Origin of the sequence: Pleomorphomonas diazotrophica, from assembly GCF_002844595.1 — a bacterium.
Classification (GTDB): domain Bacteria; phylum Pseudomonadota; class Alphaproteobacteria; order Rhizobiales; family Pleomorphomonadaceae; genus Pleomorphomonas; species Pleomorphomonas diazotrophica.
In genome coordinates, this window is the sequence record NZ_PJNW01000015.1 from 1 (window position 1) to 25767 (window position 25767).

Annotated in this window: 28 protein-coding genes; 11 read left to right on the forward strand and 17 right to left on the reverse strand. The window is 66.1% G+C overall.

The genetic code is table 11. The annotated features are described in order from the left end of the window. Nucleotides 1-50: 50 nt before the first annotated feature. Nucleotides 51-800, reverse strand: a complete 750-nt coding sequence (locus CXZ10_RS17145) for an SDR family oxidoreductase (RefSeq protein ID WP_101290589.1) — start codon at nucleotides 798-800, stop codon at nucleotides 51-53. A gap of 161 nt (nucleotides 801-961) precedes the next feature. Here CXZ10_RS17145 and CXZ10_RS17150 point away from each other — a divergent pair, with 161 nt between their 5' ends. Continuing rightward, complete coding sequence (locus tag CXZ10_RS17150) at nucleotides 962-1399, forward strand: MarR family winged helix-turn-helix transcriptional regulator (protein ID WP_101290590.1); 438 nt, start codon at nucleotides 962-964, stop codon at nucleotides 1397-1399. A 98-nt stretch (nucleotides 1400-1497) separates the two neighbouring features. On the opposite strand, the gene CXZ10_RS17155 is transcribed toward CXZ10_RS17150, so the two are convergent. Then, nucleotides 1498-1905, reverse strand: coding sequence for an ester cyclase (locus CXZ10_RS17155; RefSeq protein WP_101290591.1), 408 nt, complete (start codon nucleotides 1903-1905; stop codon nucleotides 1498-1500). A gap of 327 nt (nucleotides 1906-2232) precedes the next feature. Between CXZ10_RS17155 and CXZ10_RS17165 the strand changes: the two genes are divergently transcribed. Next, complete coding sequence (locus CXZ10_RS17165) at nucleotides 2233-3297, forward strand: D-alanine--D-alanine ligase family protein (RefSeq protein ID WP_101290593.1); 1065 nt, start codon at nucleotides 2233-2235, stop codon at nucleotides 3295-3297. Between the two features lie 99 nt (nucleotides 3298-3396). On the opposite strand, the gene CXZ10_RS17170 is transcribed toward CXZ10_RS17165, so the two are convergent. Both CXZ10_RS17170 and CXZ10_RS17175 read right to left on the reverse strand, forming a co-directional pair. Further along, nucleotides 3397-4653 carry a cation:proton antiporter gene (locus CXZ10_RS17170; RefSeq protein ID WP_244617278.1) on the reverse strand — a complete coding sequence of 419 codons (1257 nt, stop codon included), beginning with the start codon at nucleotides 4651-4653 and terminating at the stop codon, nucleotides 3397-3399. A gap of 91 nt (nucleotides 4654-4744) precedes the next feature. Further along, complete coding sequence (locus CXZ10_RS17175; protein ID WP_101290594.1) at nucleotides 4745-6124, reverse strand: aminotransferase-like domain-containing protein; 1380 nt, start codon at nucleotides 6122-6124, stop codon at nucleotides 4745-4747. A 96-nt stretch (nucleotides 6125-6220) separates the two neighbouring features. On the opposite strand from CXZ10_RS17175, the gene CXZ10_RS17180 reads away from it, so the two are divergent. Continuing rightward, nucleotides 6221-6823 (forward strand): LysE family translocator, encoded by a 603-nt coding sequence (locus tag CXZ10_RS17180; protein WP_101290595.1) that lies wholly within the window; start codon nucleotides 6221-6223, stop codon nucleotides 6821-6823. Between the two features lie 10 nt (nucleotides 6824-6833). Here the strand turns inward: CXZ10_RS17180 and CXZ10_RS17185 are convergent, their stop codons facing one another. The 4 genes from CXZ10_RS17185 to CXZ10_RS17200 form a co-directional block, all read right to left on the reverse strand. Continuing rightward, nucleotides 6834-7529 (reverse strand): YbhB/YbcL family Raf kinase inhibitor-like protein, encoded by a 696-nt coding sequence (locus CXZ10_RS17185; protein ID WP_101290596.1) that lies wholly within the window; start codon nucleotides 7527-7529, stop codon nucleotides 6834-6836. A gap of 93 nt (nucleotides 7530-7622) precedes the next feature. Beyond that, entirely contained in the window at nucleotides 7623-8282 is a 660-nt protein-coding gene (locus CXZ10_RS17190) for an NAD-dependent epimerase/dehydratase family protein (protein WP_101290597.1), read from the reverse strand. A 201-nt stretch (nucleotides 8283-8483) separates the two neighbouring features. Further along, entirely contained in the window at nucleotides 8484-9461 is a 978-nt protein-coding gene (locus tag CXZ10_RS17195; RefSeq protein WP_101290598.1) for a zinc-binding dehydrogenase, read from the reverse strand. A gap of 33 nt (nucleotides 9462-9494) precedes the next feature. Beyond that, nucleotides 9495-9923 (reverse strand): PACE efflux transporter, encoded by a 429-nt coding sequence (locus CXZ10_RS17200; RefSeq protein WP_101290599.1) that lies wholly within the window; start codon nucleotides 9921-9923, stop codon nucleotides 9495-9497. A gap of 413 nt (nucleotides 9924-10336) precedes the next feature. Here CXZ10_RS17200 and CXZ10_RS17205 point away from each other — a divergent pair, with 413 nt between their 5' ends. Together CXZ10_RS17205 and CXZ10_RS17210 are read left to right on the forward strand one after the other, a co-directional pair. After that, nucleotides 10337-10636 (forward strand): helix-turn-helix domain-containing protein, encoded by a 300-nt coding sequence (locus CXZ10_RS17205; RefSeq protein ID WP_244617279.1) that lies wholly within the window; start codon nucleotides 10337-10339, stop codon nucleotides 10634-10636. After that, nucleotides 10633-11883, forward strand: coding sequence for a type II toxin-antitoxin system HipA family toxin (locus CXZ10_RS17210; RefSeq protein ID WP_101290601.1), 1251 nt, complete (start codon nucleotides 10633-10635; stop codon nucleotides 11881-11883). Before CXZ10_RS17205 ends, CXZ10_RS17210 begins: the two co-directional genes overlap by 4 nt. Nucleotides 11884-11938: 55 nt before the next feature. Here CXZ10_RS17210 and CXZ10_RS17215 read toward each other — a convergent pair whose 3' ends face one another. Then, nucleotides 11939-12964: an aldo/keto reductase gene (locus CXZ10_RS17215; RefSeq protein WP_180336055.1), complete on the reverse strand. Its 1026-nt coding sequence runs from the start codon at nucleotides 12962-12964 to the stop codon at nucleotides 11939-11941. A gap of 277 nt (nucleotides 12965-13241) precedes the next feature. Between CXZ10_RS17215 and CXZ10_RS17220 the strand changes: the two genes are divergently transcribed. Both CXZ10_RS17220 and CXZ10_RS17225 read left to right on the forward strand, forming a co-directional pair. Then, the gene (locus CXZ10_RS17220) at nucleotides 13242-13430 is read left to right on the forward strand and encodes an antitoxin MazE family protein (protein ID WP_210199954.1); all 189 of its coding nucleotides are present in this window, start codon (nucleotides 13242-13244) and stop codon (nucleotides 13428-13430) included. Next, nucleotides 13415-13759, forward strand: coding sequence for a type II toxin-antitoxin system PemK/MazF family toxin (locus CXZ10_RS17225; protein ID WP_245412979.1), 345 nt, complete (start codon nucleotides 13415-13417; stop codon nucleotides 13757-13759). Before CXZ10_RS17220 ends, CXZ10_RS17225 begins: the two co-directional genes overlap by 16 nt. Here the strand turns inward: CXZ10_RS17225 and CXZ10_RS17230 are convergent. After that, the gene (locus CXZ10_RS17230) at nucleotides 13730-14497 is read right to left on the reverse strand and encodes an EAL domain-containing protein (RefSeq protein WP_101290605.1); all 768 of its coding nucleotides are present in this window, start codon (nucleotides 14495-14497) and stop codon (nucleotides 13730-13732) included. The two genes, CXZ10_RS17225 and CXZ10_RS17230, sit on opposite strands and share 30 nt — an antisense overlap. Nucleotides 14498-14677: 180 nt before the next feature. Between CXZ10_RS17230 and CXZ10_RS17235 the strand changes: the two genes are divergently transcribed. Continuing rightward, complete coding sequence (locus CXZ10_RS17235; RefSeq protein WP_101290606.1) at nucleotides 14678-15067, forward strand: DUF2147 domain-containing protein; 390 nt, start codon at nucleotides 14678-14680, stop codon at nucleotides 15065-15067. Nucleotides 15068-15430: 363 nt separating this feature from the next. Here the strand turns inward: CXZ10_RS17235 and CXZ10_RS17240 are convergent, their stop codons facing one another. Beyond that, nucleotides 15431-16174 (reverse strand): SDR family NAD(P)-dependent oxidoreductase, encoded by a 744-nt coding sequence (locus CXZ10_RS17240; protein ID WP_101290607.1) that lies wholly within the window; start codon nucleotides 16172-16174, stop codon nucleotides 15431-15433. A gap of 88 nt (nucleotides 16175-16262) precedes the next feature. On the opposite strand from CXZ10_RS17240, the gene CXZ10_RS17245 reads away from it, so the two are divergent. Beyond that, the gene (locus tag CXZ10_RS17245) at nucleotides 16263-16811 is read left to right on the forward strand and encodes a TetR/AcrR family transcriptional regulator (protein ID WP_101290608.1); all 549 of its coding nucleotides are present in this window, start codon (nucleotides 16263-16265) and stop codon (nucleotides 16809-16811) included. A 7-nt stretch (nucleotides 16812-16818) separates the two neighbouring features. Here CXZ10_RS17245 and CXZ10_RS17250 read toward each other — a convergent pair whose 3' ends face one another. The 5 genes from CXZ10_RS17250 to CXZ10_RS17270 all read right to left on the reverse strand — a co-directional run bounded on the left by CXZ10_RS17250 (nucleotide 16819) and on the right by CXZ10_RS17270 (nucleotide 22037). Beyond that, the gene (locus CXZ10_RS17250; RefSeq protein WP_101290609.1) at nucleotides 16819-17880 is read right to left on the reverse strand and encodes an ABC transporter ATP-binding protein; all 1062 of its coding nucleotides are present in this window, start codon (nucleotides 17878-17880) and stop codon (nucleotides 16819-16821) included. Between the two features lie 4 nt (nucleotides 17881-17884). Beyond that, nucleotides 17885-18712, reverse strand: a complete 828-nt coding sequence (locus CXZ10_RS17255; protein WP_101290610.1) for a carbohydrate ABC transporter permease — start codon at nucleotides 18710-18712, stop codon at nucleotides 17885-17887. Then, on the reverse strand, nucleotides 18712-19581 hold the full coding sequence (locus tag CXZ10_RS17260; RefSeq protein WP_143741556.1) for a carbohydrate ABC transporter permease: 870 nt from the start codon (nucleotides 19579-19581) through the stop codon (nucleotides 18712-18714). Before CXZ10_RS17260 ends, CXZ10_RS17255 begins: the two co-directional genes overlap by 1 nt. A gap of 55 nt (nucleotides 19582-19636) precedes the next feature. Then, on the reverse strand, nucleotides 19637-20956 hold the full coding sequence (locus CXZ10_RS17265; RefSeq protein ID WP_180336056.1) for an ABC transporter substrate-binding protein: 1320 nt from the start codon (nucleotides 20954-20956) through the stop codon (nucleotides 19637-19639). Between the two features lie 100 nt (nucleotides 20957-21056). Further along, on the reverse strand, nucleotides 21057-22037 hold the full coding sequence (locus CXZ10_RS17270) for a nucleoside hydrolase (RefSeq protein WP_101290613.1): 981 nt from the start codon (nucleotides 22035-22037) through the stop codon (nucleotides 21057-21059). A gap of 1170 nt (nucleotides 22038-23207) precedes the next feature. Between CXZ10_RS17270 and CXZ10_RS17275 the strand changes: the two genes are divergently transcribed. Beyond that, nucleotides 23208-23468: a hypothetical protein gene (locus CXZ10_RS17275; RefSeq protein ID WP_101290614.1), complete on the forward strand. Its 261-nt coding sequence runs from the start codon at nucleotides 23208-23210 to the stop codon at nucleotides 23466-23468. 88 nt (nucleotides 23469-23556) lie between these two features. Next, the gene (locus CXZ10_RS17280) at nucleotides 23557-24285 is read left to right on the forward strand and encodes a hypothetical protein (RefSeq protein WP_101290615.1); all 729 of its coding nucleotides are present in this window, start codon (nucleotides 23557-23559) and stop codon (nucleotides 24283-24285) included. Between the two features lie 11 nt (nucleotides 24286-24296). On the opposite strand, the gene CXZ10_RS17285 is transcribed toward CXZ10_RS17280, so the two are convergent. Further along, complete coding sequence (locus CXZ10_RS17285; protein WP_180336057.1) at nucleotides 24297-25211, reverse strand: AlbA family DNA-binding domain-containing protein; 915 nt, start codon at nucleotides 25209-25211, stop codon at nucleotides 24297-24299. Between the last annotated feature and the right edge of the window lie 556 nt (nucleotides 25212-25767).

Sequence of the window (25767 nt, forward strand, 5' to 3'; positions counted from 1 at the left end):
GAGGACCTCAGGACGAGAAGGTGCCGCGGTTGATATCACGCTCCCCTTCCTCACTTCACCGCCGCATTCCCGCCATCCGCGTAGAGCGCCGATCCCGTGACGAAGCTTGCGTGCGGGCCGGCGAGGAAGAGGGCGGCGGCGGCGATTTCCTCGGGCTGGGCGATGCGCTTCATGGCGTGGAGGCCGGCGGCCCAGTCCTTCTGGGCCTGATCGCCGGCCATGCCGGTGTCGGTGCCGCCGGGGAGCAGCGCGTTGGCGCGGATTCCTCTCGCGCCGTAGTCGGCGGTGATGCCCTTGACGAGGCCCATCAGCCCGGCTTTCGCGGCGCCATAGGCGGCCATGCCGGGCAGGCCGACGCTGGTGCCGACGAAGCTCGAGGTGAAGACGATGGAGCCGCCGCCGCGGGTGAGCATCGCCGGGATCTGGGCGCGGCTCGCCAGGAAGGCCGAGGTGAGGTTGGTGGTCAGCGTCTCCCGCCATTCGCCCGGCGTCAGCTCGGCCAGCGGCTTGAAGGCGCCGACGGTGCCGGCGTTGTTGAAGGCGATGTCGAGGCCGCCGAAGGCGCTCACCGCCTCCTCGACCAGCGCCTCGTTGCAGGCGGCATCGCCGGCATCGCCGACGACGAGGCTGGCCCTGCCGCCCCGGCTCTTGATCTCGTCGGCCACCGCCTCCAGCGCCTCGGCGCCGCGCGCGTTGAGGACGACGGCCGCGCCCTCGGATGCGAACAGGAAGGCCGCGGCGCGGCCGATGCCCGAGGATGCGCCGGTGATGATCGCCACCTTGTTGTCGAGAAGTCCCATGGTTCCCTCCTTCAGTTGTTGGGAGCACCGGCATAGGAAATTCCGGCTCCAGCCAGACACCCGTTTCTCGTGGCGCGAGACGGTGACAGCCGAAAATGGCGAGTGGCCTTTCGGCCGGCCCCGGCGTAAGCAGGGCTGGGACAACGGCGGATGTTGGCGAGATGGCGGGCACTGACAACGAACCCACGGCGGAGGCGCTGGCGCTCGGCGAGGAGCTTCGCCGCGTGGTGGGCGGCTTCGTTCGCAGCGTCCGGCGGCAGGCGGATACGCCCAGCAGCGCGCAGTCGGAAACGCTGGCGCTCCTCGATCGTCAGGGGCCGATGAGCGTCGCCGCCCTCGCGGCCGAGCGCCGGGTGAAGCACCAGAGCATGCGCCTCGTGGTGGCGCAGCTCGAGGAGGGCGGCCTCGTCACGCGCCTCCCCAACCCCGAGGACGGGCGCAGCCATCTGTTGGCGCTGAGCGACAAGGGCCGGGCGGCACTTGAGCGGTCGCGCGCGGCGCGGCGGCTGGAGATCGCGGCGCTGATCGGCGCGCGGCTCACGGGCGAGGAACGGCGCCTGCTGCGCGCCGCCATCGGGCTGATCGAGAAGCTGTCTTAGAGCGCTGTTCGATCTGATTGAATCAGATCGGCGCCCTAAGCTCCTGTTTGTGAAGCGTCATCTTGTCGATCCTCGTTTCACTCCGGTCGGATGATGCTCTAAGCCCTGAGCGAGGCGAGCACCGCCTGCAGCGTGTTGAGGCCCCAGTGCTCGCGATAGCGGCCGCCTTCCACGCGGACGATGTCGATGACGTCGATCGAGATGTCCCTGCCGGTGGCCGCAACGCCCAGGAGGTCGCCGGTGTGGCGGCCGCAGATGGTCTTGCGGGTGGTCACCTTGTCGCCCTCGGCGATCTGGTCGTGGATGGTCACCGTGAGCTCGGAGATGGCCGGCCGCAGCACGGTCTCGAAGGTGGCCCACATGCTCTCGGGGCCGTTGGGGCGGCCCGGCGGCGCGGCGTGATTGACGAAATCCGGCGCCATCAGCGCCTGGAAGGCCAGGGCATTGCCGTTCTGGATCACCTCGACGTTGAAGCGGCGGACCACGGATTTGATGTCGTCGGACATGGGCTCTCGCTCCTGGATATACAGTTAAACTGTATATATGCGCGGAGCGAGGGGGCGGCAAGAGCTGGAAATTTCCCGCTGGGAATACCGAGATGGCCGAGGCGCATGCCGAGGTGGCTCCCCTGGCGCTCCTGGAGCCTTCGTCGACCAAACTGAAACATTTGGTCGTCCAGCGGAGGTTCAAGGTCATTTGCTGGAGCAGCCGCTTTTCGATCAGTTTGAGAAAACCTGATCGGCAGGTGCTCCAGTGGCCCTTTAAATCCATGGGATAATGAGGTTTTGTCGGGCCACTATCGAGCAAGACGTGATTCACCGATGGATGCGCCCATGACCATAGAGCCCACCAAACCCCGCATCGCCGTGCTGTTCGGCGGCCGATCCTCCGAGCATGAGGTGTCCGTGATGTCGGGCACCAACGTGATGGCGGCGCTGTCGCCGGAGAAATACGAGGCCGTGCCGATCTTCATCACGCGTGACGGCCGCTGGCTCGCGAGCCGCTTCGACGGCAAGACGCTGACCAAGCCGGAGAGCGGCACCGAGCTGGCGCTGGTGCCCGGCGGGCGCGGGCGCATGCTGGCGATCGGGGCGGACGTGGTTCGCGAGGCGGGCCGGATCGACGCGCTGTTCCCGGTGCTGCACGGCCTCTATGGCGAGGACGGCTCGGTGCAGGGCCTTGCCGAGGTGGCGCGGGTGCCGCTGGTCGGCTGTGGCATTCTCGGCTCGGCCACGGCGCTTGACAAGGTGATCGCCAAGCGGCTGCTGAGGGCCGCCGGCATTCCCGTCGCCCGCGAGGCGGTGCTGCATGCCGGCGAGACGGCGGATTTCGCGGCGCTGGAGCGCGAGCTGGGCCTGCCGATCTTCATCAAGCCGGCGCGGCAGGGCTCGTCGGTGGGCGTGCGCAAGGTGTCGGGCAGCCAGGAGTTCCAGCCGGCGCTTACCGAGGCCTTCGGCTATGACGATAGCCTGTTGGCCGAGGAGTTCATCAAGGGTCGCGAGATCGAGTTCAGTGTGCTGGAGGATGAGGCGGGCGGCCTCTTCGTCTCCCGTCCCGGCGAGATCGTGCCGGCCGAGAGCCACGGCTTCTACAGCTATGACGCCAAGTATGTCGACGAAGCCGGCGCGGCGCTGAAGGTGCCGGCCGATCTGCCGTCCGAGCTTGAGGCGGCCATGCGGGAGACGGCGGCGCGCGCCTTCCGGGCGCTCGGCTGCGACGGCATGGCGCGCGTCGACTTCTTCCTGATGGCCGATGGGCGCTTCCTGGTCAACGAGCTCAACACCATCCCCGGCTTCACCAACATCAGCATGTATCCCAAGGCGATGGGGGCGAGCGGCGTCGGCTATGCCGAGCTGATCGACCGGCTGATCGCCCATGGGCTGGCGCGGGCGGCCTAGAGTTTTTCCGGTGAAATCAGGTTCGCCGGAAAAACTCTATCTCTCTGTCAAGACGCAGTTCCGGACGCAAAACCGGTTCCCACTTTTGCTGGAACTGCTCTAATCCACGGGTCGTCCATGCCGGCGGTCGAGCCAGCGCATGGCCGGCGTCACCGTCAGCCCGTGCAGGAGGATGGAGGCGAGGGCGACCAGCGACAGGATCACCCAGAGGCGGTCGCCGTCCTGGAACTCACCGTGGTTGAGGCCGTAGGCGAGATAGTAGAAGGAGCCGACGCCGCGGATGCCGAAGAAGGCGATGGCGAGCTTCTCCTCGGTGCTGGCGTGGCAGCCGGCGAGCGCCACGTAGCCGGCGAGCGGCCGGATGACGAGGAGGATCAGCGCGGCGGCCAGGATGTCGGCCCAGCCGATGCCCCGGAAGAGGCCGCTCATGACGGCGCCGCCGAAGGCGAGCAGCAGCGCCATCATGCTGATGCGCTCGATCTGCTCGGTGATGTCGTGCATGTCACGCTGGAAGTCGTGGTCGCGGTGGGAGTTGCGCAGCGTCAGCGCCGTGACGAAGACGGCGAAGAAGCCGTAGCAATGGGCCATCTCCGACACGCCATAGGAGACGAAGGTGGCGGCGATGGCGACGAGGCCGTCTCCCGTCTTGGCCAGCGTGTCGCCAGGCATCTTGAAGGTGGCCCAGCCGAAGAGATGGCCCACCAGCCAGCCGCAGGCGATGCCCCCGGCGATCTCCCAGACCACGTTGAAGGCGAGCCAGCGGGCGAGCCAGGGCTCGCCGGTGGTGGCGGCGAGGCTGAGCGCGATGGCCAAGTGCACGAAGGGAAAGGCGAGGCCGTCGTTGAGCCCGGCCTCGGAGGTGAGCGCGAAGCGGACGGTGTCCTCCTTGCCTTCCAGGGGGTCGCCCACCTGCACGTCGGCGGCGAGCACCGGATCGGTGGGGGCAAGGCTCGCCGCGAGCAGCAGGGCGGCCGCGAGGCCGAAGCCCAGCACGCCCATGCCGGTGAGCATGATCGCCAGGATGGACAAGGGCATGGTGACGAAGAGCAGCCGCCAGGTGGTGAGCCAGCCGCGGAAGGAAAAGCGGCGGTCGATCTTCAGCCCGGCACCCATCAGCGCCACGAGAACCACGAACTCGGTGAGCCGCTCGGTGAGATAGGGGTGGGCGGCCGGCGAGGGGTTGGGCGCCGGCAGCGGCCCGGCGTAGATCAGCGCACCGATGATCAGGCAGACGATGGGCAGCGACAGCGGCAGGCGGCGGAGCGCCAGCGGCAGCCAGGCGACCAGCGCGATCAACAGGCCGGCGGCGGCCATGGCCGCCGGATACGGATCGATCTCCCAGCCGAAAATCTCCAAGATGTCTCCCTCGCGACGACCGGCCGCAAACGCAATGCGCGAGGGGGCGAGATGGTTCCGTTCAATAGAGCGCCGTTCGGTGGGACGACGCTCAATAGGCCGGCCGGTCGCCCTGCCGTCGCTCGCCGCCGGGATGGACGAGGCCGGCGAGCGCGGAGAGCGCCAACTTGAGCTTGTCGAGCGGCGGGCTGCCGAGGCTGAGGCGGACGCCGCCCTCGGGAGAGGAGGGGTCGACCAGGGGCAGGCGCGGCGGCATCAGAATGACGCCCTGGGCGGCGGCGCTGCTCACCAGCCGCTCCGCCGCGTCGGTGGGCATGGGCAGCCAGACGTGAAAGCCGCGGGTGCCGCTGTCGGGTTGGTCGATGGGAAGCAGGCTTTGCAGGAGGGCGTGGCGCCGCTCGGTGTCGAGGCGGATGGAGGCGGCCACCGAGTGGGCGGTGCCGTCGCCGAGCCACTCCGCCATGATGGCCGAGGAGAGCGTCGAGGCCATGGTGCAACTGGCCTGGAGGCGGGAGAGCGCCCGCTCGAGGAATGGCGGGGGCACCGCGAGCATGCCGACGCGTAGGCCAGGGCTGACGCTTTTCGACAGGCCGCTGACATAGAGCGTGCGCTCCGGCGCCAGCGCGGCGAGCGGCGGCAGGTCGGGCGCGGCGAACAGCGAGTAGACGTCGTCCTCGATGATGGTGACGTCATGCCGGCGGCAGAGGCGAACGATGTCCTCGCGGCGCCGGGCGCCCATGGTGGCGGCCGTGGGGTTGTTGAGCGTCGGCGTGACGTAGAGCACCGGCGCGGCGCCGGCCACGGCCGGCGAGGCGAGGGCCGCCTCCAGCGCGTCGGGCCTCAGGCCCTCGCGGTCGAGATCGACGCCGATCAGCCGGTGGCCGCTCGCCCGGGCCAGCATCAGCGCGCCGGGAAAGGTGGCGGCCTCGGTCAGCAGCAGGCCGCCGGGAGGGCAGGCGGTGGCGAGCGCCACCGACAGGGCGTGCTGGGCGCCGTTGCAGAGCAGGACGGTGTCGGGCGAGACCTCCAGCCGTTGGCCGGCCAGCCAGCTTGCGGCCAGCGCCCGATGATCGGGCCGGCCGGCGGGCGGGATGAAGCCGGCGAAGGTGCCGGCGTCGAGCCGCCTCGCCAGGCCGGCGAGGGTGGCGGCGAGCAGGCGGTCGTCCAGCATCTGCGGCGGCATGTTGACGCTGAGGTCGATGACGCCGTCCGGCCGGGGCGCCAGCCCCGCCACGAACATGCCGCGCCCGCGCACGCTCTGCACCAGGCCGCGCCGCTCCAGGAGGGCATAGGCCTTGGTCACGGTGCCGAGCCCGATGCCCAGGCGATAGGCCAGTTCGCGGTGCGGCGGCAGGCGGTCGCCGCGGGTCAGCGCCCCGTCGGCGATGTCCTCGGCGATGGCCGCGACCAGCCGTTCCGAGGGGCGGCCCTCGGCAGCAAGGCGCGGCGTCCAGGGGGAGGTGAGACGCATGGCCGGCCCTAAAAGTGTCACATGACGCTATTTCGTTTGTCCCGATAGTGTCACATGTTTAGGTTGGCCGCCACCCCTTGATGCAACAGGTGGCTCATGACGCTCGACCTCATCCTCGCTTTGACGGCCTATGCCTTCGTCACCTCCATCACTCCCGGCCCGAACAACACCATGCTCTTGGCATCGGGTGTGAACTTCGGCTTCGGCCCCACCTTTCCGCACATTCTCGGCGTCAATCTCGGCTTCTCGGTGATGGTGCTGGCCGTGGGGCTCGGGGCCGGCGGTGCCTTCGTCGCCTTTCCGCTCTTGCACGAGCTGCTGCGCTATGGCGGGGCGGCCTATCTTCTCTATCTCGCCTGGCGGATCGCCCGATCGGGCGGCGTCAACGGCGCAGCCGGCCGGGCCGAGCCGATGACCTTCCTGCAGGCGGCGGCCTTCCAGTGGATCAACCCCAAGACCTGGATCATGGCCATCGGCGCGATCACCGCCTACACGCCGGAGAGCGGCTACTTCGTCAACATTCTGGTGGTCACGCTGGTGTTCACGCTGATCAACGGCCCCTGCGTCGCCGCCTGGGCGGGCTTCGGAACGCTGCTCCAGCGCCTCCTCGCCCGCCCGGCATGGCTCAGGGCCTTCAACGTCGCCATGGCGCTGCTGCTGGTGGGCTCGCTCTATCCGATCCTGATCATGGCGCTGTGATCGACGCGGCTCACGGTGCCGCCGCGCCCCGCAGCGCCGGGTTGAGCGTATAGGTCGCCACCGCCGCGCCCTCGGCCAGCACGTGGTCCTTGATGGCCGCCTCCAGCGCCGGGCCGTCGAAGGCGCCGGTGAGGCCGAGGGTGGGGGTGTCGAGGGCGTAGACGCTGATGGTGTAGCGGTGCGGCCGGGCGTCGTTCAGTGGAGGGCAGGGGCCGTCATAGCCGCCATAGGTGCCGGCCATGTCGGCATTGCCGGTGAAGAAGCCCGTGAAGGCGTTGGCGCCGCGCAGGCCGTGCGGCGTCGGCCCGATCGGCTTGCCGTGGGGCACGACGCCCTCGCTCTCGGCGCCTGCGGGAAGCGTCGTGACAGCGGCGGGGATGTCGGCCAGGACCCAATGGTGGATGGTCATGCGCGGCGCGTCCTCGGGGATCACCGTGCCGGGCTTGTTGATGAGGGTGAGGTCCTGGGGCACGTCGGGGTCGGTCATCACCAGGGCATAGGCGCGCGTGCCCTCGGGGCCGGGGGACCAGGTGACTTCCGGGCTGACGTTCTTGGGGCTGACGTTTTCCGGCGCGCAGAAGGCGGCCTTGTCGGGGAGGCGACCGTCGTCGAGCCCGCCGATCTCGACCTTGAGCGGTTCGGCGGCGGCAAGCGGCAAGACCCAGAGGGCGAGCGCGGCGACGGAGACGCAGTAAAGGGCTTTCATGGACAGCTATCCTCTTGCTTTGAAACGGCTTGAGGATAGGCGGCGCGTGGGGTGGCGGCGCGCCGCGGCCGATCAGTCTTGGTGCCGATCCGATCAGTGGCCGTGGGCCAGCGCCTTGAGCTCGTCGTTTTCGTGGACGTGCCGGCCGGTGCCGGAGCGACCCATCAGCGCCACGATGGCGTCGGCGACGGTTTCGGCGGTGATCGCGCCATAGCGCGACAGCGGGCCGGCCATCACCGGGGTGAGGGCGGAGAAGACGCGCTGGGCCAGGGCCTCCATGGGGCGCGGCTCGGCACGGTGGCCGATGAGCATGCCGGGGCGGACGAGGTCCACCCGGTCGAAGCCGAGGTCGGTCACTGCCCGCTCGATGGCGCCCTTGGTGCGGAGATAGAAGCCGGGACCGCCGGCGCCGACCGAGGTGACGAGTATGAACTGGCGTGCGCCGAGCGCCCGCGCGCCGGTGGCGACGGCCAGCACATAGTCGTGGTCGACGCGGGCCATGGCCGCCTCCGAGCCGGCCTTGCGGATGGTGGTGCCGAGGCAGGAGATGGCGATGTCGAGCCCTTCCGGGGCGAGCGGACTGAGGAGGGCGCCCGGCGTGGCGCAGAGCTGCTCGAAATCCACCTGATGGCCCGATGCGGTCGAGCCGCGCCGCACGAGGCTGACGAGGTCGACGTCGCGGCGGGTGTCGAGGCGGGTGTGCACGAGGCCGCCGATCAGCCCGGTGCCGCCGGCGAGAAGAACGCGGGTCATGGGAAGGCCTTCCCCCAATGCTCTCAGCGCTAAATGGTATGTCGCCAAGGTTGTGCAAGGCTGGTCTTTAGGCGGGGGCTATACCAAGCGCATTGAAAATGCGGCTTGGTATTCCGCTTGCCGATTTCTCATGGCCCTGATGCACATGAGAAATCGGCAATGGCTCAATGAGCGGATGCGAAGCATCTTCGCGAGTTGGCATTATGGTCGCAGAAGCACCTTGCCGATCTTGCCGGGGGCCTGCGAGGCGATGACGGCGTCCTTGATCTGGTCGAGCCCGAAGATCGCCTCCACCGGCAGCTTCAGCTCGCCGGCGGCGACGAGGCGCATCAGCTCGCCGATCAGCGCGGCGCGCTTCTCCGGCGCCATGTCGGCGCTGACCTTGGAGCCCCAGAAGCCCTTGACCACCGCCTGCTTGAAGATGGTGGCGCCGGAGGGAATGCGCATGGGCTCGCCGGCCATGCTGCCGAAGGAGACGAGGAGGCCGTTGTCTCCGAGAAGGTGCATCAGGTCGCCGCTGGCGTCGCCGCCGATGGAATCGACCGCCGCGCGGATGGAGGCGCCGCCGGTGATCTCGGCCACCCGCTCCTTCCAGCCCGGCGAGGCGGTGGAGACGGCGTTGGCGATGCCGAGGCGCGTGAGTTCGCCGACGCCCTCGTCGCGGCGGACGAGGTTGACGACGTGGACGCCGCGCGAGGCGGCCAGCATGGCCAGCGTCCTGCCGACGGCGCCGTTGGCGGTGTTCTGGATCACCCAGTCGCCCTTGCCGACGCCGAGGAACTCGAGCAGCGCGATGGCGCTGAAGGGCATGGCGATGAGCTGCGCCGCCGCCTCGTTGGGGATGACGTCGGGCAGCGGCACCAGCGCCTTAGCGGGCGCCAGGAAATACTCCGCCCATGTCTGGTGGACGCCGGCCGCCGCCACGCGGGCGCCGGGCACAACGCCTGTCACCCCGGGGCCGACGGCATCGATGATGCCCACCGCCTCGCTGCCGCCGATGGCCGGCAGCTCGGGCTTGTAGCCATACTGGCCGCGCACCGTCCAGAGATCGTGGTTGTGGATGGGCGAGAGGATCGTCCGGATGCGCACCTCGCCCTCGCCGGGCTCGGGACGGGGGCTGTCGGCGGACAGGAGAACCTCGGCCGGTTCGCCGAACGTGCGGTGGATGGCGCTCAACATCGCTTGTCTCTCAATTTTTGGGTGCCGGCGGCGTCAGGCCTCGACCTGCCACTCGGCCAGCGGGAAGAGCCGATCATAGGCCCAGTTGAAGACGAAGGCGTAGGCCATGTAGAAGGCCGCGAAGGAGATGTCCATCATCAGCGCCTGCCAGATGGTGATGCCGAGAAAGAGCGCGATGAAGGGCATCAGCACGGCCAAGAGCCCCGCCTCGAACAGCACGGCGTGAAAGACCCGCATCACCGCGCCCTTGGCGGTGGTGCCGCGCGCCGCGCGGAGGCCGAGGTCGAACAGGTAGTTGTAGACAAGGCTCCACAGCGTGGCGACCACGGCGACGATGGCGCTGAGCACGCCGATGTCCATCATCGGCTGGTGAAAGGCCCATGCGCCCAAGGGCGTCACCAGCGCAAGGCCGATGATCTCGAAGCTGATGACGTGGCGGATCCGGTCGGGCAGAGAACGCATGCAACCTCCTGGTGCCGGCTGACGGGGAGGCCGTCCTTGCGTGAGGGCAAGGATATATACGGATGGGGCGGGGTGCAATGCGGTGGGGAGGAGGGTTGGGAGCGAGAGTGCGGGGAGCATGATAGGAGCCGCAGCGCATTCTCGTCCTGAGGTCCTGCGCCTGAAGCGCAGGATGACAATTAAATGATATAAAACATATACTTGACGCACATCCAGATCGCCGCTGCCGGACGATCTCCCCTCGCTATCACGCCGTCATCCTGCGCTTCAGGCGCAGGACCTCAGGCAGAAAAGGGCGCGAGGTCGATATCGGTCTCCCTTCGCTTCAGGAAGGGTACATAGCTGGCGAGATCGTGTTTTGTTAAGTGCTATTATGATAGCAACAGAACGGATAATCGCCTATAATAACCATCATGTTCGCACTTAGCCTCACTTCTCCATCGGACATCCTCGCGGGTGTCGCAGCGCGCATGAAGCGCCGGCGCCTCGATCTCGATCTGACGCAGCGCGAACTGGCGGCGCGGTCGGGCGTGTCCTACGGGTCGCTCCGGCTGTTCGAGGAAACGGGCAAGGCGTCCTTCGAGGCCGTCGTGAAAATCGCCTTCGCCCTGGAGGCGGAAGCGGAGTTCGAGGCGCTGTTTCCGCCGCGGCCGGTGAAGACGCTTGACGATGTGGTGGGCCGTCCGGTGAGGCAGAGGGCGCGCCGGAAATGAAATTCGCTCCCATCCGGAAAATGCAGGTCCTGCTCAACCTCTTGGGTGTGCGGCGCGAGCTCGGAACGCTGGCGTGGAGCGCGGACGAGCGGCAGGCCTATTTCGAGTATGCCCCCGGCTTCGTTGTCGCGCCGCTGCCGGTCTCGCCCTTCCGCCTGCCGGTCAGGGCCGGGCTCACCGCCGCCCGCTCCGTGCCACGGGAGTTCGAGGGGCTGCATGGCCTGTTCAACGACAGCGTGCCCGATGGCTGGGGGCGATTGCTGCTCGACCGGCGGCTTGCCAACATCGGCGCGAAACCGGGCGACGTGAGCCCGATCGATCGCCTGTCGGCGGTGGGCGGCAACGGCATGGGCGCGCTGGTCTTCGTGCCCGAGCTTCCGAACGATCGGGGCGGACAGGACGATCTCGACTGGTTCGTCGAGCAGGTGGATCGCGTGCAGGGCGAGATGGAGATCGCCGATATCGATGCCTTGCAGGCGGCGCAAGGCGGCTCGGCGGGCGCCAGACCGAAGATCATGATCGGCCTCGACGGAGGAAAGCAATCCTTCCGTCTCGACTATGGCCTCGGCCTGCCCGAGGGGTTCGAGTCCTGGCTGGTCAAGGGCCGCGCCATCGGCGACAGGGACGATATCGCCGTGGAAGAACATGCCTATGCCCTGATGGCGCGGGACGCCGGCATTGAGATGGCCCAGACGTCGGTCATCAAGACCGCGCGGGGCAACCGCCTGTTCGCGACCAGGCGCTTCGACCGAACGGCGAGCGGCCGCCTGCACATGCACACGGCCGGCGGCCTTCTCAACGCCAGCCACCAGGAGGCTTCACTCGATTACGGCGCCCTTCACAAGCTGACCGCCGTGCTGACGCGCAACAGCCGGGACGTGGCGCGGATGTTCCGCCACATGACGTTCAACGTGCTGGCGCACAACCGCGACGACCACGCCAAGAACCACGCCTTCCTGATGGACGGCGGCGGCAAGTGGACGCTCGCTCCGGCCTATGACCTCACCTTTTCCGATGGTCCGGCCGGCGAACACAGCGCGGCCATCGCCGGCGAAGGCCGCCATCCGGGCCGCGACCACCTCATCGCCGTGGCAAAGGACGCCTCGATCCCCGAACGCGAGGCCCTAGGGATCATCGACGAGGTACGGGCCGCGATCGCCCGCTGGCCGCGATGGGCCGACGAAGCCGGCCTTGGAAAGGCGCGGACAGCCGAGCTGGATGGCAAGCTGAACGGCGCGCGGGGGTAGGCCCGCTCGCCGATATCCGCCGCCCGCCGGAAGCTCCAGCGGGCGGCGGTATGGTTCAGGCGCCGAGCTCCGCCACGATCTCCTTGAGGCGGGCCATGGTGTCGGCCGGCAGGCGCGGCTGGCGCACCGCTTCGAGGTTGTCGCGGATCTGCCGTTCCGAGGTGAAGCCGGGGATCGGGATGGTCCGCTCGGAGACGGAGAGGATCCAGGACAGCGCGCCCTGCGGCAGGCTCCTGCCATCGGCGGTCAGCAGCGGCGCGACCTTCTCGAGGATAGCGAGATAGTCCTCGTTGGCGGCGCCGGCCTTGAAATACTTGAGCCAGGGCGCCGAACTGGCGCGTATGTCGGTGCCGCCGAGCGTCGCCTGCCGGCCGTATTTGCCGCTCAAGAGGCCCATGGCGAGCGGCATGCGCGCCATCGAGTAGAGGCCGCGCGCCTCGATGAGCGCCAGCATCTCCTCGGAGGTGTCGAAGACGTTGAGGTCGTGCTGCACCACCGTGAAGCCCGGATAGTCGGCGACGGCCGCGACGAGGCGGGGGTAATCCGAACTCCAGCCGTAGCTGCCGATCAGCCCCTCGCCGCGCATCGCCTCCAGCGTGTCGAACACCGGCCGCGCGATGTCGAGCTCGAGCTCGTTGTGGTGCAAGAGCACCATGTCGACGAAGGGCCGGCCGAGCCGCCTGAGCGATCCCTCGACGCCCCGGCGGATGCCGGCCGGGCTGAGATCGTTGGGCTCGATGACGCGGGTGACGGGGTCGCCGATATAGCCGCACTTGGTGACGATGACGACGTCGTCCTTGTCCTTCAGCGCCTCGCCCAGCAGGAGCTCGGCGTTGCCGGCGCCATAGGCGGCCGCCGTGTCGAAAAGGCGCACGCCCAGGTCATAGCCGAGGCGGATGCCGGAAATGGCGTCCTCGGGCGATATCGACCCGTAGCTCGACGGCCCGGTCGGCCAGATCATCATCCCCCCGGCCGCCCAGGTGCCGAGGCCGATGCGCGGCACCGTCACGCCGTTCCAGAGGGTGATGTTGTCGACGGAGGTAGATTGGCTGAGTGATTGCGTGTCTCTCTCGGAAGGCATGGCATCTCTCCCTGTTTGCCCGGACGAGATAGACGCAAACTTGAAGCGTTTTAAGCGTGCAGATTTGAAAGACGGGGTGCAGGGATGAAGGATGGACATGTGCTGGACCGAAGCCAAGGTCAGGATGACGCGCTGCCCCTCTTGAACCTTCGCATTCACGGTGCGAAAAGGCCGCCGCTTTTCTCATGACATTCTCCCCGCAGCATCGTAACATGTTACGAAACAGAGGCGGATCATGCCACGAACCACAAACGAACCAGTCCCGGCGCCAAAGCGCATGGCGAACTATCGCCAGCGGATGCGGGCCGCTGGGCTGCGCCCTGTTCAGATCTGGGTGCCTGATACGCGCTCGCCGGACTTTGCCGAGATTTGCCGGCGGCAGGCGCGCGCCGTTGCTGCGAGCGATCCGGCGGGCGATGATGTGATGCGCTTCATTGAAGACGTGTATGAATGGCCGGAGACGTGATGCAGCGCGGCCAGTTCGTTCTGATTGCCGTGCAGGGCGATTATGGGAAACCGCGCCCTGCCTTGGTCGTCCAGAGCGACCTTTTTGCCGAGTTGCCGTCGGTTGTCGTGTGCCCCCTCACGACAACCCTTCGCACGGATGCCGACCAGTTTCGGATCGATGTGCAGCCCTCGCCGTCGAACGGGCTGCGCCAGCCATCGCAAATCACCATCGACAAGATTGTCGCCGTTCCCGTTGCCAAGGTTGGCGCGGTCGTCGGTCAGGCGGACGACGCCCTCATGCTCCGCGTCAACAGGGCCCTAGCGGTGTTCCTGGGCATTGTCGGGTGAACTATCCCACGCCCCCAACCCCTCGAACACCGGCTTGCCGAAGTAGTACCCCTGGAACAGATGCGCGCCGAGGTCCTGGAGCGTGGTGAACTCCGCCTCCGTTTCCACCCCCTCGCAGAGGGCGGTGATGCCGAGGTCGCGGAGCATGCGGAGGGTGTTGTCGACGATGGCGCGGCGGGCCGGGTCGGCGTCGATGTCGCGGATGAGGTCCATGTCGAGCTTGACGATGTCGGGCTGGAAGCGGGCGAGCAGGCTGAGGCCGGCGTAGCCGGCGCCGAAGTCGTCGATGGCCGTCTTGAAGCCGATCGCCTTGTAGGTGGTCAGGATCTTCAGGAGGTGGTCGGTGTCGAGCGGTTCGTTCTCGGTGAACTCGAAGATGATGGACTCGCGCGGGAAGCCGACGCGCTCGGCGGTTTCCAGCGTGCGGCGGATGCAGGCGCGCGGCTCGTAGACGGCGTTGGGCAGGAAGTTGATGGAGAGAAGCGTGCCTCCGCCGGCCGGGAAGAGGCGCGCCGCCAGCTCGATGGCCTTGACGCGGCATTGCTGGTCGAACCAGTAGCGGTTGTCGGCGTCCACCTTGGAGAGGACGCTACCGGCGCCTTCGCCACCCGCCCCGCGCACCAGCGCCTCATGGCCGTGGATGCGGCGGCCCCGGGCGTCGACGATCGGCTGGAAGGCCATGGAGAAGGGCATGGGGAAGCCATCCTCGCGCTCGCACCCCTGACATCCTCGCTGCATGGCCGATCTCCTCCGCCTTTTCTTAGCCGGGGCGGGGTTACGGCGGCGTAAAGCGGGCAAATCTGGCGGACAAAAACCGGGGGTATCGGCGAGCGGGTGAACCATATGCAGGCTTCATGCGTATCTCCCCGCAAGGCGGCGGCAGCCGTCGGCACGGCCTCTTGCGAGAGGAGAAGACCCATGACCTCACGCCTGTTGCTCGCGTTCGCCATGTTCACCTGTCTCGCCGCGGCGCCGGCCGCCGCCTCGTCCGACCCCTCGCTGTTCGGCCTCTGGGCGCGCGGCGACGGCAAGGCCAAGGTGAAGGTGGTGCGCTGCGGCCCGCAGATCTGCGCCATCAACACCTGGGTGCGCGAGGGCGCCAGGGGCGAGAAGGCCGGCGACAAGCTGGTGATGTCCGTCCGGCCGGAGGAGGACGGCACCTGGAAAGGCACCGCCTTCGACCCGCAGCGCGACCGCACCTATCGCCTGACCATCGAGGTGGACGAGCGCTCGATGATGACCCACGGCTGCGTGCTGGCGGGCATCGTCTGCAAGGAGATGGGCTGGACGCGGATCGCTGGGCAGTGAGGGGGGAGGGTGCGTGATATCGGCGTTGCGCTTCGTTCTGCCTGAGGTCCACCTTGAATTCGCGCGCGAATTCAAGCGGCCTTCGCGGGGATGACAATTCATGATATAAAACAGTGTGTTAGCGTAGGGCTCCACGAGTGCCGAGCTATCTCCCATTCCTATCAGGCCGTCATCCTTGCGAAAGCGAGGACCTCGGGACGAGAAGGTGGGAGGGATGTATCGGGCGCTCTTGTGGAGGGAGCGTGATATCGGCGTTGCGCTCTACTTTCCTGAGGTCCCCGCCTTCGCGGGGATGACAATTCATTGATATGACACAGCGGTATAGCGCGGAGCCTTTCGGCTCGCCGGCCCTTCCCTCCGCTCTCACACGGCCACGAAGCCGCCGTCGACGAGGAGTTCTTCGCCGCCGATGAAGCTGCTTTCGGTGGAGGCGAGGAAGAGGACGGCCTTGGCGATTTCGTCGGTGTGGGCGAGGCGGCCGAAGGGGATGGCCTGGTGCATCCAGTCCTCGGCGCCGGCGTTGTCGCGGAGATAGGTCTGCATGGCCGGGGTCAGCACCATGCCGGGGGAGACGACGTTGACGCGGATGCCCCGGCTCTTGAGGTCGGTGGTCCAGGTTCGGGCGAAGGAGCGGATCGCGGCCTTGGTGGCGCTGTAGACGGAGAGGGCGGCAAAGCCCTTGCTGCCGGCGCCCGAGCCGGTCAGCACCACGGAGCCGCCCGAGGACATCAGCGGCAGCGCCTTCTGCACGGTGAAGACCATGCCCTTCACGTTGATGCCGAAGACGCGGTCGAAATGGTCTTCCTCGATGGCGCCGATCGGGGCGGACTCGGAGACGCCGGCGTTGGCGAACACCACATCGACGCGGCCGTGGTCGCGCTCGATGCCGGCATAGAGCCGGTCGAGATCCTGGAGGTTGCTGACGTCGCCCCGAACGCCGACGGCGCCGTGGCCGATCTCCTTGAGCGCCTCGTCGAGCCGGTCCTGCCGGCGTCCGGTGACATAGACAAACGCCCCTTCCGCCGCGAAGGCCTTGGCCGTCGTGAGGCCGATGCCGTCGGTGCCGCCCGTGATCACCACCACCTTGCCGTCAAATCGCCTGGTCATGTCATCGCTCGCTATCTTGATAAGTGGAGAATTGCTCCACTTACTATATGGAGATATCCTCCACTTGCAAGTCAGATGAGGCAGGTTCTTGGGCGAAGACACCCCATTGCGCGCCGATGCGCAGCTCAACAAGGAGCGGATCCTGGCCGCGGCCGAGGACGTGTTCCGGGAGCGCGGCGCCGGCGTTTCGCTGGACGAGGTGGCCAAGCGCGCCGGGGTGGGCATCGGCACGCTCTATCGCCGCTTCCCGACGCGGGAAGACCTGTTGGCCGCCACCTATAGCGCCCGCTTCCTGGCCTTCGCCGAGGCGAGCCGCGCCCGGGACCTCGATCCGCTTGAGGCCTTGCGCGCCTATCTCCAGGAGCTGGTCAGATATTCCAATCTTTACAGGGGCTTCGCGGCGTCGCTCGGCACCGTGCTGGAGATCGGCACGCCCGGATGCCGCGCGACCCTCGAGGAAGGGGAGCGGCTGCTGCGGCGCGGCCAGGAGGCGGGCGTCATTCGGCCCGATGTCGGCTTCGACGACCTCGTGTGCGTGGCGACGGCGATCTCGCTGGCGACCGAGAAAGACGGCTCGCCCGAGGCGCGCATCGCGCATCTCGTGGGCATCTTCCTGAACGGGATCATCGAGCGCTGAAGCGCCGTCACTGGCGGATGCGGAGGCCGGTTTCGGCGTCGAAGAGCTGCGTTTTCTCGGTGGGCAGCGCAAGGCGGAGCGCGGCGTCGGCGCGGGTGCCCCAGCGCTCTTGGAGTTCGGCGGCGATGGGCGTGCCGGCGCAGTCCGCGTGGACGAAGGTGGAGTTGCCGAGCTGTTCCACCGTTTTCACCGTGGCCGCGAGCGGGCCGTCGCCGATCTCGACATGCTCCGGCCGGCAGCCGATCACCACGCGGCGGCCGGGCCGGAGGCCGGCAATGGGAGACGGCAGGTCCACATCCAGCCCGAGCGGGCGAAGCTGGCCGTCGGGCTGCACCTCGGCGGTGAGGAAGTTCATGCGCGGCGAGCCGAGGAAGCCGGCGACGAACAGGTTGTCGGGGTCGTCGTAGAGGTGAAGCGGGGCGCCGACCTGCTCGACGCGGCCGGCGCGCAGCACGACGATGCGGTCGGCCAGGGTCATGGCCTCCACCTGGTCGTGCGTCACGTAGATCATGGTGGCGCCGAGGCGGGCGTGCAGGGCGGCGAGCTCGGCGCGCATCTGCACGCGCAGCTCGGCGTCGAGGTTGGAAAGCGGCTCGTCGAACAGGAAAACCTGGGGGTCGCGGACGATGGCCCGGCCGATGGCGACGCGCTGGCGCTGGCCGCCGGAGAGCTGGGCCGGCTTGCGGTCGAGCAGTTCGGTGAGCTGGAGCAGGGCGGCGGCCTTCTGGAGGCGCTCGGCGGCCTCCGCCTTGGGCACGCGGTTGACGCGCATGCCGAAGCCCATGTTCTGGCGCACCGTCATGTGCGGGAACAGCGCGTAGGACTGGAACACCATGGCGACGCCGCGCCTGGCCGGATCGACGCGGGTGACGTCGCGGCCGCCGATCAGGATCTCGCCGGCGCTGACGCTTTCGAGGCCGGCGATGAGGCGCAACAGCGTCGACTTGCCGCAGCCGGACGGGCCGACGAAGACGATGAGCTCGCCATCGGCGATCTCCAGATCGACGCCGGAGATGATCTCGGTGGGGCCGAAGGCCTTGCGCAGGGCCTTAAGATTGAGACCGCTCATGGCGTCATCCCTTGATGCCGGAGCCGGCGAGGCCCTGGACGTAATAGCGTTGCAGCGGAATGAGCAGCAGCATGGGGATCAGCGCCGTGATGACGGCCGCCCCGAACAGCTGGTTCCACGCCGTGGTGTACTGATCCTGGAAGGCGGCCATGCCCACCTGGATCACCTTGAACTGCTGGGCCGGCATGGCAAGCAGCGGCCACAGGAAGGCTTCCCACTGGAAGATGAACAGCATCAGCCCCGCCGAAATGCAGGTGGGCAGCGACAGCGGCACGTAGACCGACCAGAGGATGCGCAGCCAGCCGGCGCCTTCCAGGCGCGCCGCCTCGTAATAGTCCTTCGGCACCTCACGGAAGAACTGGTAGAACAGGAAAACGGCAAGGCCGTTGGCGACCGAGGGCACCACCAGGGCGGCCACGTGGTCGATCCAGCCGAGCTGGCTGACCACCGAATAGAGCGGCATGGCGATGGCCTCGAAGGGCAGCATGAAGCTGACGACGACCACGCCGAGCACGGCGGATTTTCCCGGAAACTCGAAGAGAGCGAAGGCGTAGCCGGCCAGCGCGTTGACCACGAGGCCGAGCGCCGTGGTGAGGCCGGCGACCAGCAGCGTGTTGGCGATGATCGAGCCGAAGCCGCGCTGGAATATCGCCACGTAGGCGTCGAGCGAGAAGGGCTCGGGCAAAAGCGCATTGGGCGTGAAGGGGAAGAGGTCGCGGAAGATGGCGTCGTTGGGCCGGAAGGACGACAGGATCGCCCACCAGAGAGGAGCCACGAAGAGGAAGGCGACGACGACCATCGCCATGTAGATCAGGGCCTTGCGGAGAGACATCAGCGGGCCTCCTTGGGCGGCGCCGACGACAAGAGGCGGAACTGGATGGCGACGATGACCAGCAGCATCGCCACCAGACAGACGACGATCGCCATGGCGCGGCCCATGTCGCCGAACACGAAACCGGACTTGTAGGCCTCGTACATGAGGACGTTGGTGGAGCCGCGCGGGCCGCCGCCGGTGAGCATGAACACCGGCGCGAACAGCAGGAAGTTGATGGTGATGTCGGCCACCAGCACGAACAAGAGCGTCGGCCGGAGGAGCGGCAGGGTGACGAGCCACAGGCGCTGCCAGGCCGAGGCGCCCTCGAGCCGCGCCGCCTCGTTGATCTCCGGGGGTATGTTCTGCAAGCCGCCGACCAGGAAGATCATCCAGTAGCTGATGCCCTTCCAGGTGGCGATGCCGATGATGGAATAGAGCGCGAAGTCGGGGCTGGTCAGGAACCGGTAGGGGCCGAGGCCGACGAGCCCGAGCGCGCCGTTGAGGAAGCCTTCCGGCAAGAGCACGATGCGCCAGATGATGACGGCGACCGGCAGCGAAATGCCGATGGGAATGAGGAAGAGCAGGCGGAAGACGGCCATGCCCGGCAGCTTCTGGACGAACATCAACGCCAGCGCCAGGGCGAGCGCCACCTGCAACGGGTTGATGATCAGGTTGAACCACAGCGTGACGCGGAGCGACTTCCAGAAGCCGGCGTCGGTGAGGAGGTCGACGTAGTTCTCGATGCCGACGAAGGTCCGCTCGCCGGCGATGGTGGTGTAGAGGCTTTCGTAGAGGGCGAGGCCGATTGGGTAGGCGCGGAAGATCGCCAGCCCCAGCAAGGCCGGCGCGAGCGTCAGGACCAGGAGGGCTATGGGCGAGCGGTTCACGGCTTGAACTCCGAAAGCGACCGCGCCCGAAGGCGCGGCCATTTGTTTCGTGAGCTTACTTGCGGTTCAGGCGCGCGGCGGCCTGATCGTAGGCGTCGACGGCGGTGCCCAAAGCTTCGTCCACAGGCACGCCGTTGGCAATGTCGGTGAAGGCGGTGCGGAAGGCATCCTGCAACTGGCTGAAGGCGACGGTGACCGGACGGGCCGCGGCGGTGTTGCGCGACTCCCAGGCCGACAGGCGCATGACCGAGGCGGGAAAGGCGTCGTAGGCCGGATCGCTGTTGATCTGGTCGAGCAGGCGGTTGGTGACCGGCAGCTGGTTGAGCGTCTTGAACCAGACGTCGGTGCCCTCGTCGCTCAGCGCGGCGAACTTGGCGAAGTCGGCGGCGGCGGCCGCATCGGGGCTGGCCTTGGTGACCGACAGGTACCAGCTGCCGGTGGGCGTCGAGGCCTTGCCCTCGGCGAACTTCGGGTGCGGGGCGATGCCGAAGTTGATCGAGGAGCCGGCGACGGCCGGCACATTCCAGGTGCCGCCGACGAACATGGCCAGCTGGCCGTTGGTGAACATCTGCGCCGCCTCGCCGAAGCCGAGCGAGCGGGGGCTGACGTTGTCCTTGTTGAAGAGGTCCGACCACCAGCTGGCGGCCTTGGTCCAGGCGTCGCCGTTGAGGTAGCCGTCGGCCGTCTTGGCGTCGGCCGAGATCAGCTCGCCGCCGAGCGAGCCGCCCAGCGGCTGGAGCTGGTAGAGCTCGCCGAACTGCTCGAAGGCGAAGCCCCAGGGCTTGGCCTTGCCGCCCTCATCGCCCGACACGGCCTTGGCCGCCTCGGCCACCTGCTCGAACGTCCAGCGCTCCTCGCCGGCGAGCTTGACGATGGCGTCGGGCTTGGTGGCGCTGTCCTTGGTCAGGCCGCTCGGCGGGGTGATGCCGGCGGCCTTCAGGAGGTCGACGTTGTAGTAGAGCACCTGCGCCGACGAGTTCATCGGCAGCGAGTAGAGCTTGCCGTCATAGGTGCCGGTGGCGACCGAGGGGCCGACCAGCTTCGCCTTGGCCTCGTCGGCCACGGCGGCGTCGAAGGGCAGGATGTAGCCGTTGGCGGCATAGGAGGCGACCACCGGCGCGTCGGTGTAGATCAGGTCGACGGCGGCGTCGGCCGACTTCAGCCGCATCTCCGACACCTGGAAGAACTGGTTCCACGGCAGGCTCTGGATCTCGACCTTCACTTCCCTCTGCTTGGCCATGTAGGCGGCGGCCACCGCCTCCATCGAGCCCTTGTCGAGGCCCTCGATCATCAGGACGGTCAGCGTGGTCTCGGCGTGGGCGGTGGCGGTGAGCCCAATCGCCAGAGCAGTGGTCAACAACGGCAGCCGGATCATGGTCTTCTCCTCTGGTCTTTTTGTTCTTTGCGGTACTAGCGGTCCAACGTCTTCTCTTTCAGCGGTACCAGCAGTCCAAACGCTTGTTCTTGCTTGCTTGTCATGTCCTGGTGGCGATGCGGCGGGCGGCTTCCACCAGCGCATCGGTCACGTGTCTTGCAACGGCGGGGCGGTCGAGATCGAGTGCCACGCCGATGCGCGGGCCGCCCTCCGGCGCCCAGGGGCGGCGGTCGGCATCCGTCGCGCCATAGTGCGGGCCGGGCTGGGTGGCCACCGTCACGTTAAGGCTCTCGATGGTGAACAGGGCGGGGTCGATCAGCCATGCCAGCGGGCAGGTGTCGTGCAGCGCCGGTCCCGGCACGCGACCGGCCGCCACGTCGCCGGAGCGGTCGGTATAGAACTGGATGATGTCGGCCACCGGGTTGGCGCCCGGCACGGCGGCGCGAATGCGGGCGAGATCGTCCTTGTCGAGCCAGGCGCGGTTGGTGACGTCGAGCCCGAACATGGTGGCCTTGATGCCCGAGCGCAGCATGATGGCGGCGGCCTCGGGATCGGCCCAGAGGTTGAACTCGGCGCGCGGGGTGACGTTGCCGCCGATGAGGCCGCCCCCCATGAACACCAGCTCCTTCACCTTGCCGGCCATCTCCGGATCGAGCGCCAGCGCCAGGGCGACGTTGGTCATCGGGCCGAGGACCACCAGCGTGATCTCGCCGGGCGCGGCGTTGACGCGGGCAAGGATCTCCAGCGCCGCGTGGCCGGGCATGAGCGCGCGGCGCGGTGGCGGCAGCGTGGCGCCGGTGGAATCGAGCCCGGTGACGCCGTGGAAGGCGGCGGGAAACTCATAGCGATGGAGAAGCGGCGCCACGGCGCCCGCGTAGACGGGAATGCTCGTGCCGAGCGCATCGGCGATGGCGAGCGCGTTGAACGAGGTCCGATGAAGCGGCGCATTGCCGCAAACGGCGGTGATCGCCTCGATCTCGAACACGCCCGACGTCACCGCCAGCGCAATGGCCGCGAAATCGTCGTGGCCGGGATCGCAGTCGATGATGAGGCGGCGGGGGGGCAGTGGGGATGTGTTCATGCCGGGCAGAATGCGGCGTTTTAGGCGGCCGAAAAATCGACGGTTTGTGCGTTCGGTTGAGTTTGGCTCAAGTGTGGGACGGAGGCGAGGAGGCGGCTGACGTTGCCCCAGGATTTATCCAGTTCTGATTTCGTTTCCGGCGTCGGTTTTGTCCTGATGGACGGCAGTGTCGGGCATCGGCGCGGAGCCTTTCATTTGGCGGAGCGCCAGCAATACCGAGTTTCTCGCGTGGAAATGGAAGCCGTTAGGCGGACGCAGGAGGAACTCATCGCGTGGATCTGGCGAACTCTGTGCCGCAGTTCGACAAGATGGCCCCCCGGTATGCGTGAGACGGCGGACAAGATGGTCGCCTTGGACGTCGATTTTAGGGAAAGATGGCGGCAACTGGCTTTGGAGCTTCGGCGAGAAAATTAGGCCAGCCCCTGTGGATGACAAGTTAAATTCTGTCGGTTCCAACCTACCCAATCGGTGTCAATGCCTTGGCAAGCCTGTGTCAACAGAATTGAAGCCGGAGTAGCGGTTATCCGCGAAGGCTGTTGAATTCTTCCGAAGTTTGGGGAAAACGCATTAACACATAACTTACAAAGCGTCCCTATTCTGCGCAGATAGGGAAGCATTCATTAACTTCTATGGCGAAAGGTGAATGCAGAAGGTCCGGCAAACTTTCCCGAGCCAGCCGGACCCCCTGAGTGCAACGCCCTCGCGGGCTTTGATGCCAGACGACCATTAGGCGGAAGACATCGTCTGTCAATAGAGGCCGTGAGGGGAACTGTGAGGGCAAGCAAACGCGAACCGAACCTCCTCCCATCACGATCTCTATCTCCATCAACGCACCCGGCAGCAATCTGACGGTTGCTGGTTGTCACGGTGACGTTCTGGTAGGCCAGAAGTCGTTGGCTGCGCCAAACTCGAAGCCTGATGGCTTCTTGCGTTGGTGTGGGCGCATGTTGAAGCCCGTCGCCGAGAACGTCGTTTCCAAGGCGATCCTTGGCTTCGTCATGAAACTCTGGACCTGACAGGCGCGGCGATAATCGGTTGGTGGGGCGTCACCCCACCAACACCTTGAAATGCCTAATTCGTTGGGATGAAATCGCACTATTCCGCTTGATTGTCACCACAACCCTGATACGAGTTTATTGATAATTATGCGCAGGGGCGTAGAGGGCAGTCATGAACCCGTTGACCATTCTCATCGCTATTGCTGGCGGCGTGATCGGCGCGCTTGTCGGTGTCGTTACGCGACCCACGTTCATGGGGATGCAGGTTCCGTTCAGTGTGCTCACGAGCACCGCTCCGATGGACGAGCCTTTCAAGAACGAGCTCCAGAGCCACCTTCTTGCCACAACAGGTATTGGCCTCGTCGTCGGCATTGTCCTAGCAGCCATCATCTACGCGCTGACGAACCGATCCACGCCGGGCCAGAACGGCTGATTGCGTGTGAGACAAGGCATCGGTCCGGGTGAAATCGCATTCACTTGGCCTGTAGCCATGTCCGCTAAAGACTGGGAGGGGAGCCAATATGGGAGTGCTGAAATCGTGCTCGCTGGCCGTGCTGGGTGTCGTCGCTGGTGTCTGGACTGCAGGAGTGTCGATCGCCGAGGAGAGGCACTTCGGGACGCCGGAGGAAGCCATCACGGCATACATCGAAGGCGTGAAAGCCAACGATTTCGACGCAGTTCTAGCAACAACGGCGGTTGACCGTATGAGCAAGGGCTTTGACTTCGTTGCTTTTGCAAAGCGCCTGAATGCAATCACGTACTCCACAGCAATGCCAACAACCGATCCATTTTTCATAGCAATCAACAAACAAATCTACACGATCAATGTTGCGAGACATCTTCAGTATCTAACTTACAGTCTGATGACAAATAGCGATGTCCTGAAAGGTGTAACGGTCAGTTTAGCCAACAACCCTACGGCGGCAGATGATATATATACAGTCGTCCAAGCTAAGCGTCTGGCGGGCCTATCTATCGCTAAGATTGGAATTCCGTATCCTGAGGATTTCAAAAGCGATCGCCTACAAGTGAATTTTACGAAGCAGGCCAAGATTTATGGCGCGGACATCAGAACTGAACGCGTTGTGCTGCTGTCATTCGACGGCCTGAACTACATGATTGGCTTCAGTCTGTTCAGATATGGCGACGACTGGCTCATCGACGACCAGATTTCATCACTAGCGGGAACAGACACACTCGGGACGGCTACACGAATGACGCCAGATGATTTCGAGGCGCTGACGCATTGATGGGTTCTGGTTTACCGGTTGACGGCGTTGACAGTTACGATCTTGAGCGCGTCCATGAGAATTGCTTGAAGATCCTCCTTTGTCAGCTCTTCTGCGGCCTTACCCTCCACGCCGATCTTGACGGCGGCGGTGCCCTTCGCGAGGGTATCCAGAAGTTTTCTATCGTTTAGAAGTTGATCGACCAACTCGCCGCGAAGCTTGTTTCGCTCGCGCTCCGTGACAGGATCATCTCGCTTATCCTGACGGAACATCGTTCGAAGTCTCGAGGCGATATCATTGGTCTCTGAGTTGATGCGGGTGACGTAAACTTGGATGGTGGCTAGGGCGCTTTCTGTGTCTCCAAGCTTGCTGTCAGCCCAGCCGAGTTGATCGGCCATGTTCTGGATACTGGATTCTAGAGATTCCTCTAATTCACCGAGTTCATTTGTAATGCGACCTGCTGCGGCCTCAAATCGCTCAGCGAATGCGCGCGCTTCGCTTTCGAGAAAGATCTTCAGAAGCTCGGTTGGATGCAGCGCGCGATTACGTCGCCCAGCGCGCGTGCAATAGACACCCTTGGGAGTGCAGTGAGGCTTCGTTGCGCTGCTCGGAACATTGATCCGTAGAAACGACTTGTCGTCGTCATTTTCTATACTGACATCGATGGCGATCGGCGGGATGCAACCTAGAGCTTTGTTGGCGATTTGAAGTATCGTTCCATCGCCAACATCACATCCCACCACGACGCCGACCTGTGCACCTCCATCATCGGCGCGTTCGTCGACGCCGGCAAGGATAGCTCCGCCACCCGCGTTGGCGAACGCGACCAAGTCCTCAGCAGACACTCCGTCAGGACCGCGCTTAAAGTCCACGCGATCACCTTCCCCTGCCTGCAGGAGCTTGGCGGTATCCGCGGTTACTGTCTTGCTGATCTTCTTTGAGGGCATGTCCAACAATAGCATATCCCGGTCTTTGGAACACGAGAACAGAGTGCCCCATGGCGAAGGTATGGCGCCGATCTCGCCGCACCTGCTCTATTGGTTCTTGGCCACCTCCTCTTTGGCGGGCAACATCACGCCGACCCTACCGAAGGTCCAACTTCAGCACAGGAGCAGCGGATATCAGACTCGATTGGGCGTCTCGCAGCTGTCGAGTCGGCAGTGTCACGAGAATGGAGGATTGGGCGGGTGTCGATCCGCCGGTCGTCCGGCGTGTCTCGCGCGGCGGTGCCGTCGCAGCTTCCTTTCCTTGCGGCTCCTCAGGGAGCTGGGCTCAGGGCGTTCTTTCGTGTTCGAACTCAAGCCGGATGGCTTTGCGGCCATCGCACCGCTTTTTGCCGACCTTTCTCTTTGACACAGCGGCGTCAGGGCCGTTCTCCGCGATCCATCTCTCGGCGAGATCTGGGTCGATGATCTAGGGTCGCCTCGTCAGGCCATTCTGCGGGAACCGGAGGAACTGTATCTCGCCGGCGATCCCGTCACGAACTCGGCGACCTCGCCGGCG

Bases quoted from the DNA above. Each gene is read 5' to 3' on its own strand.
- CXZ10_RS17285 (WP_180336057.1), bottom strand. From the start codon at position 25,211: ATGCCCTCAAAGAAGATCAGCAAGACAGTAACCGCGGATACCGCCAAG.
- CXZ10_RS17230 (WP_101290605.1), bottom strand. From the start codon at position 14,497: ATGCAGCGAGGATGTCAGGGGTGCGAGCGCGAGGATGGCTTCCCCATG.
- CXZ10_RS17255 (WP_101290610.1), bottom strand. From the start codon at position 18,712: ATGTCTCTCCGCAAGGCCCTGATCTACATGGCGATGGTCGTCGTCGCC.
- CXZ10_RS17180 (WP_101290595.1), top strand. From the start codon at position 6,221: ATGACGCTCGACCTCATCCTCGCTTTGACGGCCTATGCCTTCGTCACC.
- CXZ10_RS17225 (WP_245412979.1), top strand. From the start codon at position 13,415: ATGGCCGGAGACGTGATGCAGCGCGGCCAGTTCGTTCTGATTGCCGTG.
- CXZ10_RS17275 (WP_101290614.1), top strand. From the start codon at position 23,208: ATGAACCCGTTGACCATTCTCATCGCTATTGCTGGCGGCGTGATCGGC.
- CXZ10_RS17235 (WP_101290606.1), top strand. From the start codon at position 14,678: ATGACCTCACGCCTGTTGCTCGCGTTCGCCATGTTCACCTGTCTCGCC.
- CXZ10_RS17195 (WP_101290598.1), bottom strand. From the start codon at position 9,461: ATGTTGAGCGCCATCCACCGCACGTTCGGCGAACCGGCCGAGGTTCTC.
- CXZ10_RS17220 (WP_210199954.1), top strand. From the start codon at position 13,242: ATGGCGAACTATCGCCAGCGGATGCGGGCCGCTGGGCTGCGCCCTGTT.
- CXZ10_RS17155 (WP_101290591.1), bottom strand. From the start codon at position 1,905: ATGTCCGACGACATCAAATCCGTGGTCCGCCGCTTCAACGTCGAGGTG.
- CXZ10_RS17150 (WP_101290590.1), top strand. From the start codon at position 962: ATGGCGGGCACTGACAACGAACCCACGGCGGAGGCGCTGGCGCTCGGC.
- CXZ10_RS17190 (WP_101290597.1), bottom strand. From the start codon at position 8,282: ATGACCCGCGTTCTTCTCGCCGGCGGCACCGGGCTGATCGGCGGCCTC.
- CXZ10_RS17215 (WP_180336055.1), bottom strand. From the start codon at position 12,964: ATGCCTTCCGAGAGAGACACGCAATCACTCAGCCAATCTACCTCCGTC.
- CXZ10_RS17205 (WP_244617279.1), top strand. From the start codon at position 10,337: ATGTTCGCACTTAGCCTCACTTCTCCATCGGACATCCTCGCGGGTGTC.
- CXZ10_RS17265 (WP_180336056.1), bottom strand. From the start codon at position 20,956: ATGATCCGGCTGCCGTTGTTGACCACTGCTCTGGCGATTGGGCTCACC.
- CXZ10_RS17175 (WP_101290594.1), bottom strand. From the start codon at position 6,124: ATGCGTCTCACCTCCCCCTGGACGCCGCGCCTTGCTGCCGAGGGCCGC.
- CXZ10_RS17145 (WP_101290589.1), bottom strand. From the start codon at position 800: ATGGGACTTCTCGACAACAAGGTGGCGATCATCACCGGCGCATCCTCG.
- CXZ10_RS17270 (WP_101290613.1), bottom strand. From the start codon at position 22,037: ATGAACACATCCCCACTGCCCCCCCGCCGCCTCATCATCGACTGCGAT.
- CXZ10_RS17280 (WP_101290615.1), top strand. From the start codon at position 23,557: ATGGGAGTGCTGAAATCGTGCTCGCTGGCCGTGCTGGGTGTCGTCGCT.
- CXZ10_RS17250 (WP_101290609.1), bottom strand. From the start codon at position 17,880: ATGAGCGGTCTCAATCTTAAGGCCCTGCGCAAGGCCTTCGGCCCCACC.
- CXZ10_RS17200 (WP_101290599.1), bottom strand. From the start codon at position 9,923: ATGCGTTCTCTGCCCGACCGGATCCGCCACGTCATCAGCTTCGAGATC.
- CXZ10_RS17185 (WP_101290596.1), bottom strand. From the start codon at position 7,529: ATGAAAGCCCTTTACTGCGTCTCCGTCGCCGCGCTCGCCCTCTGGGTC.
- CXZ10_RS17165 (WP_101290593.1), top strand. From the start codon at position 2,233: ATGACCATAGAGCCCACCAAACCCCGCATCGCCGTGCTGTTCGGCGGC.
- CXZ10_RS17240 (WP_101290607.1), bottom strand. From the start codon at position 16,174: ATGACCAGGCGATTTGACGGCAAGGTGGTGGTGATCACGGGCGGCACC.
- CXZ10_RS17210 (WP_101290601.1), top strand. From the start codon at position 10,633: ATGAAATTCGCTCCCATCCGGAAAATGCAGGTCCTGCTCAACCTCTTG.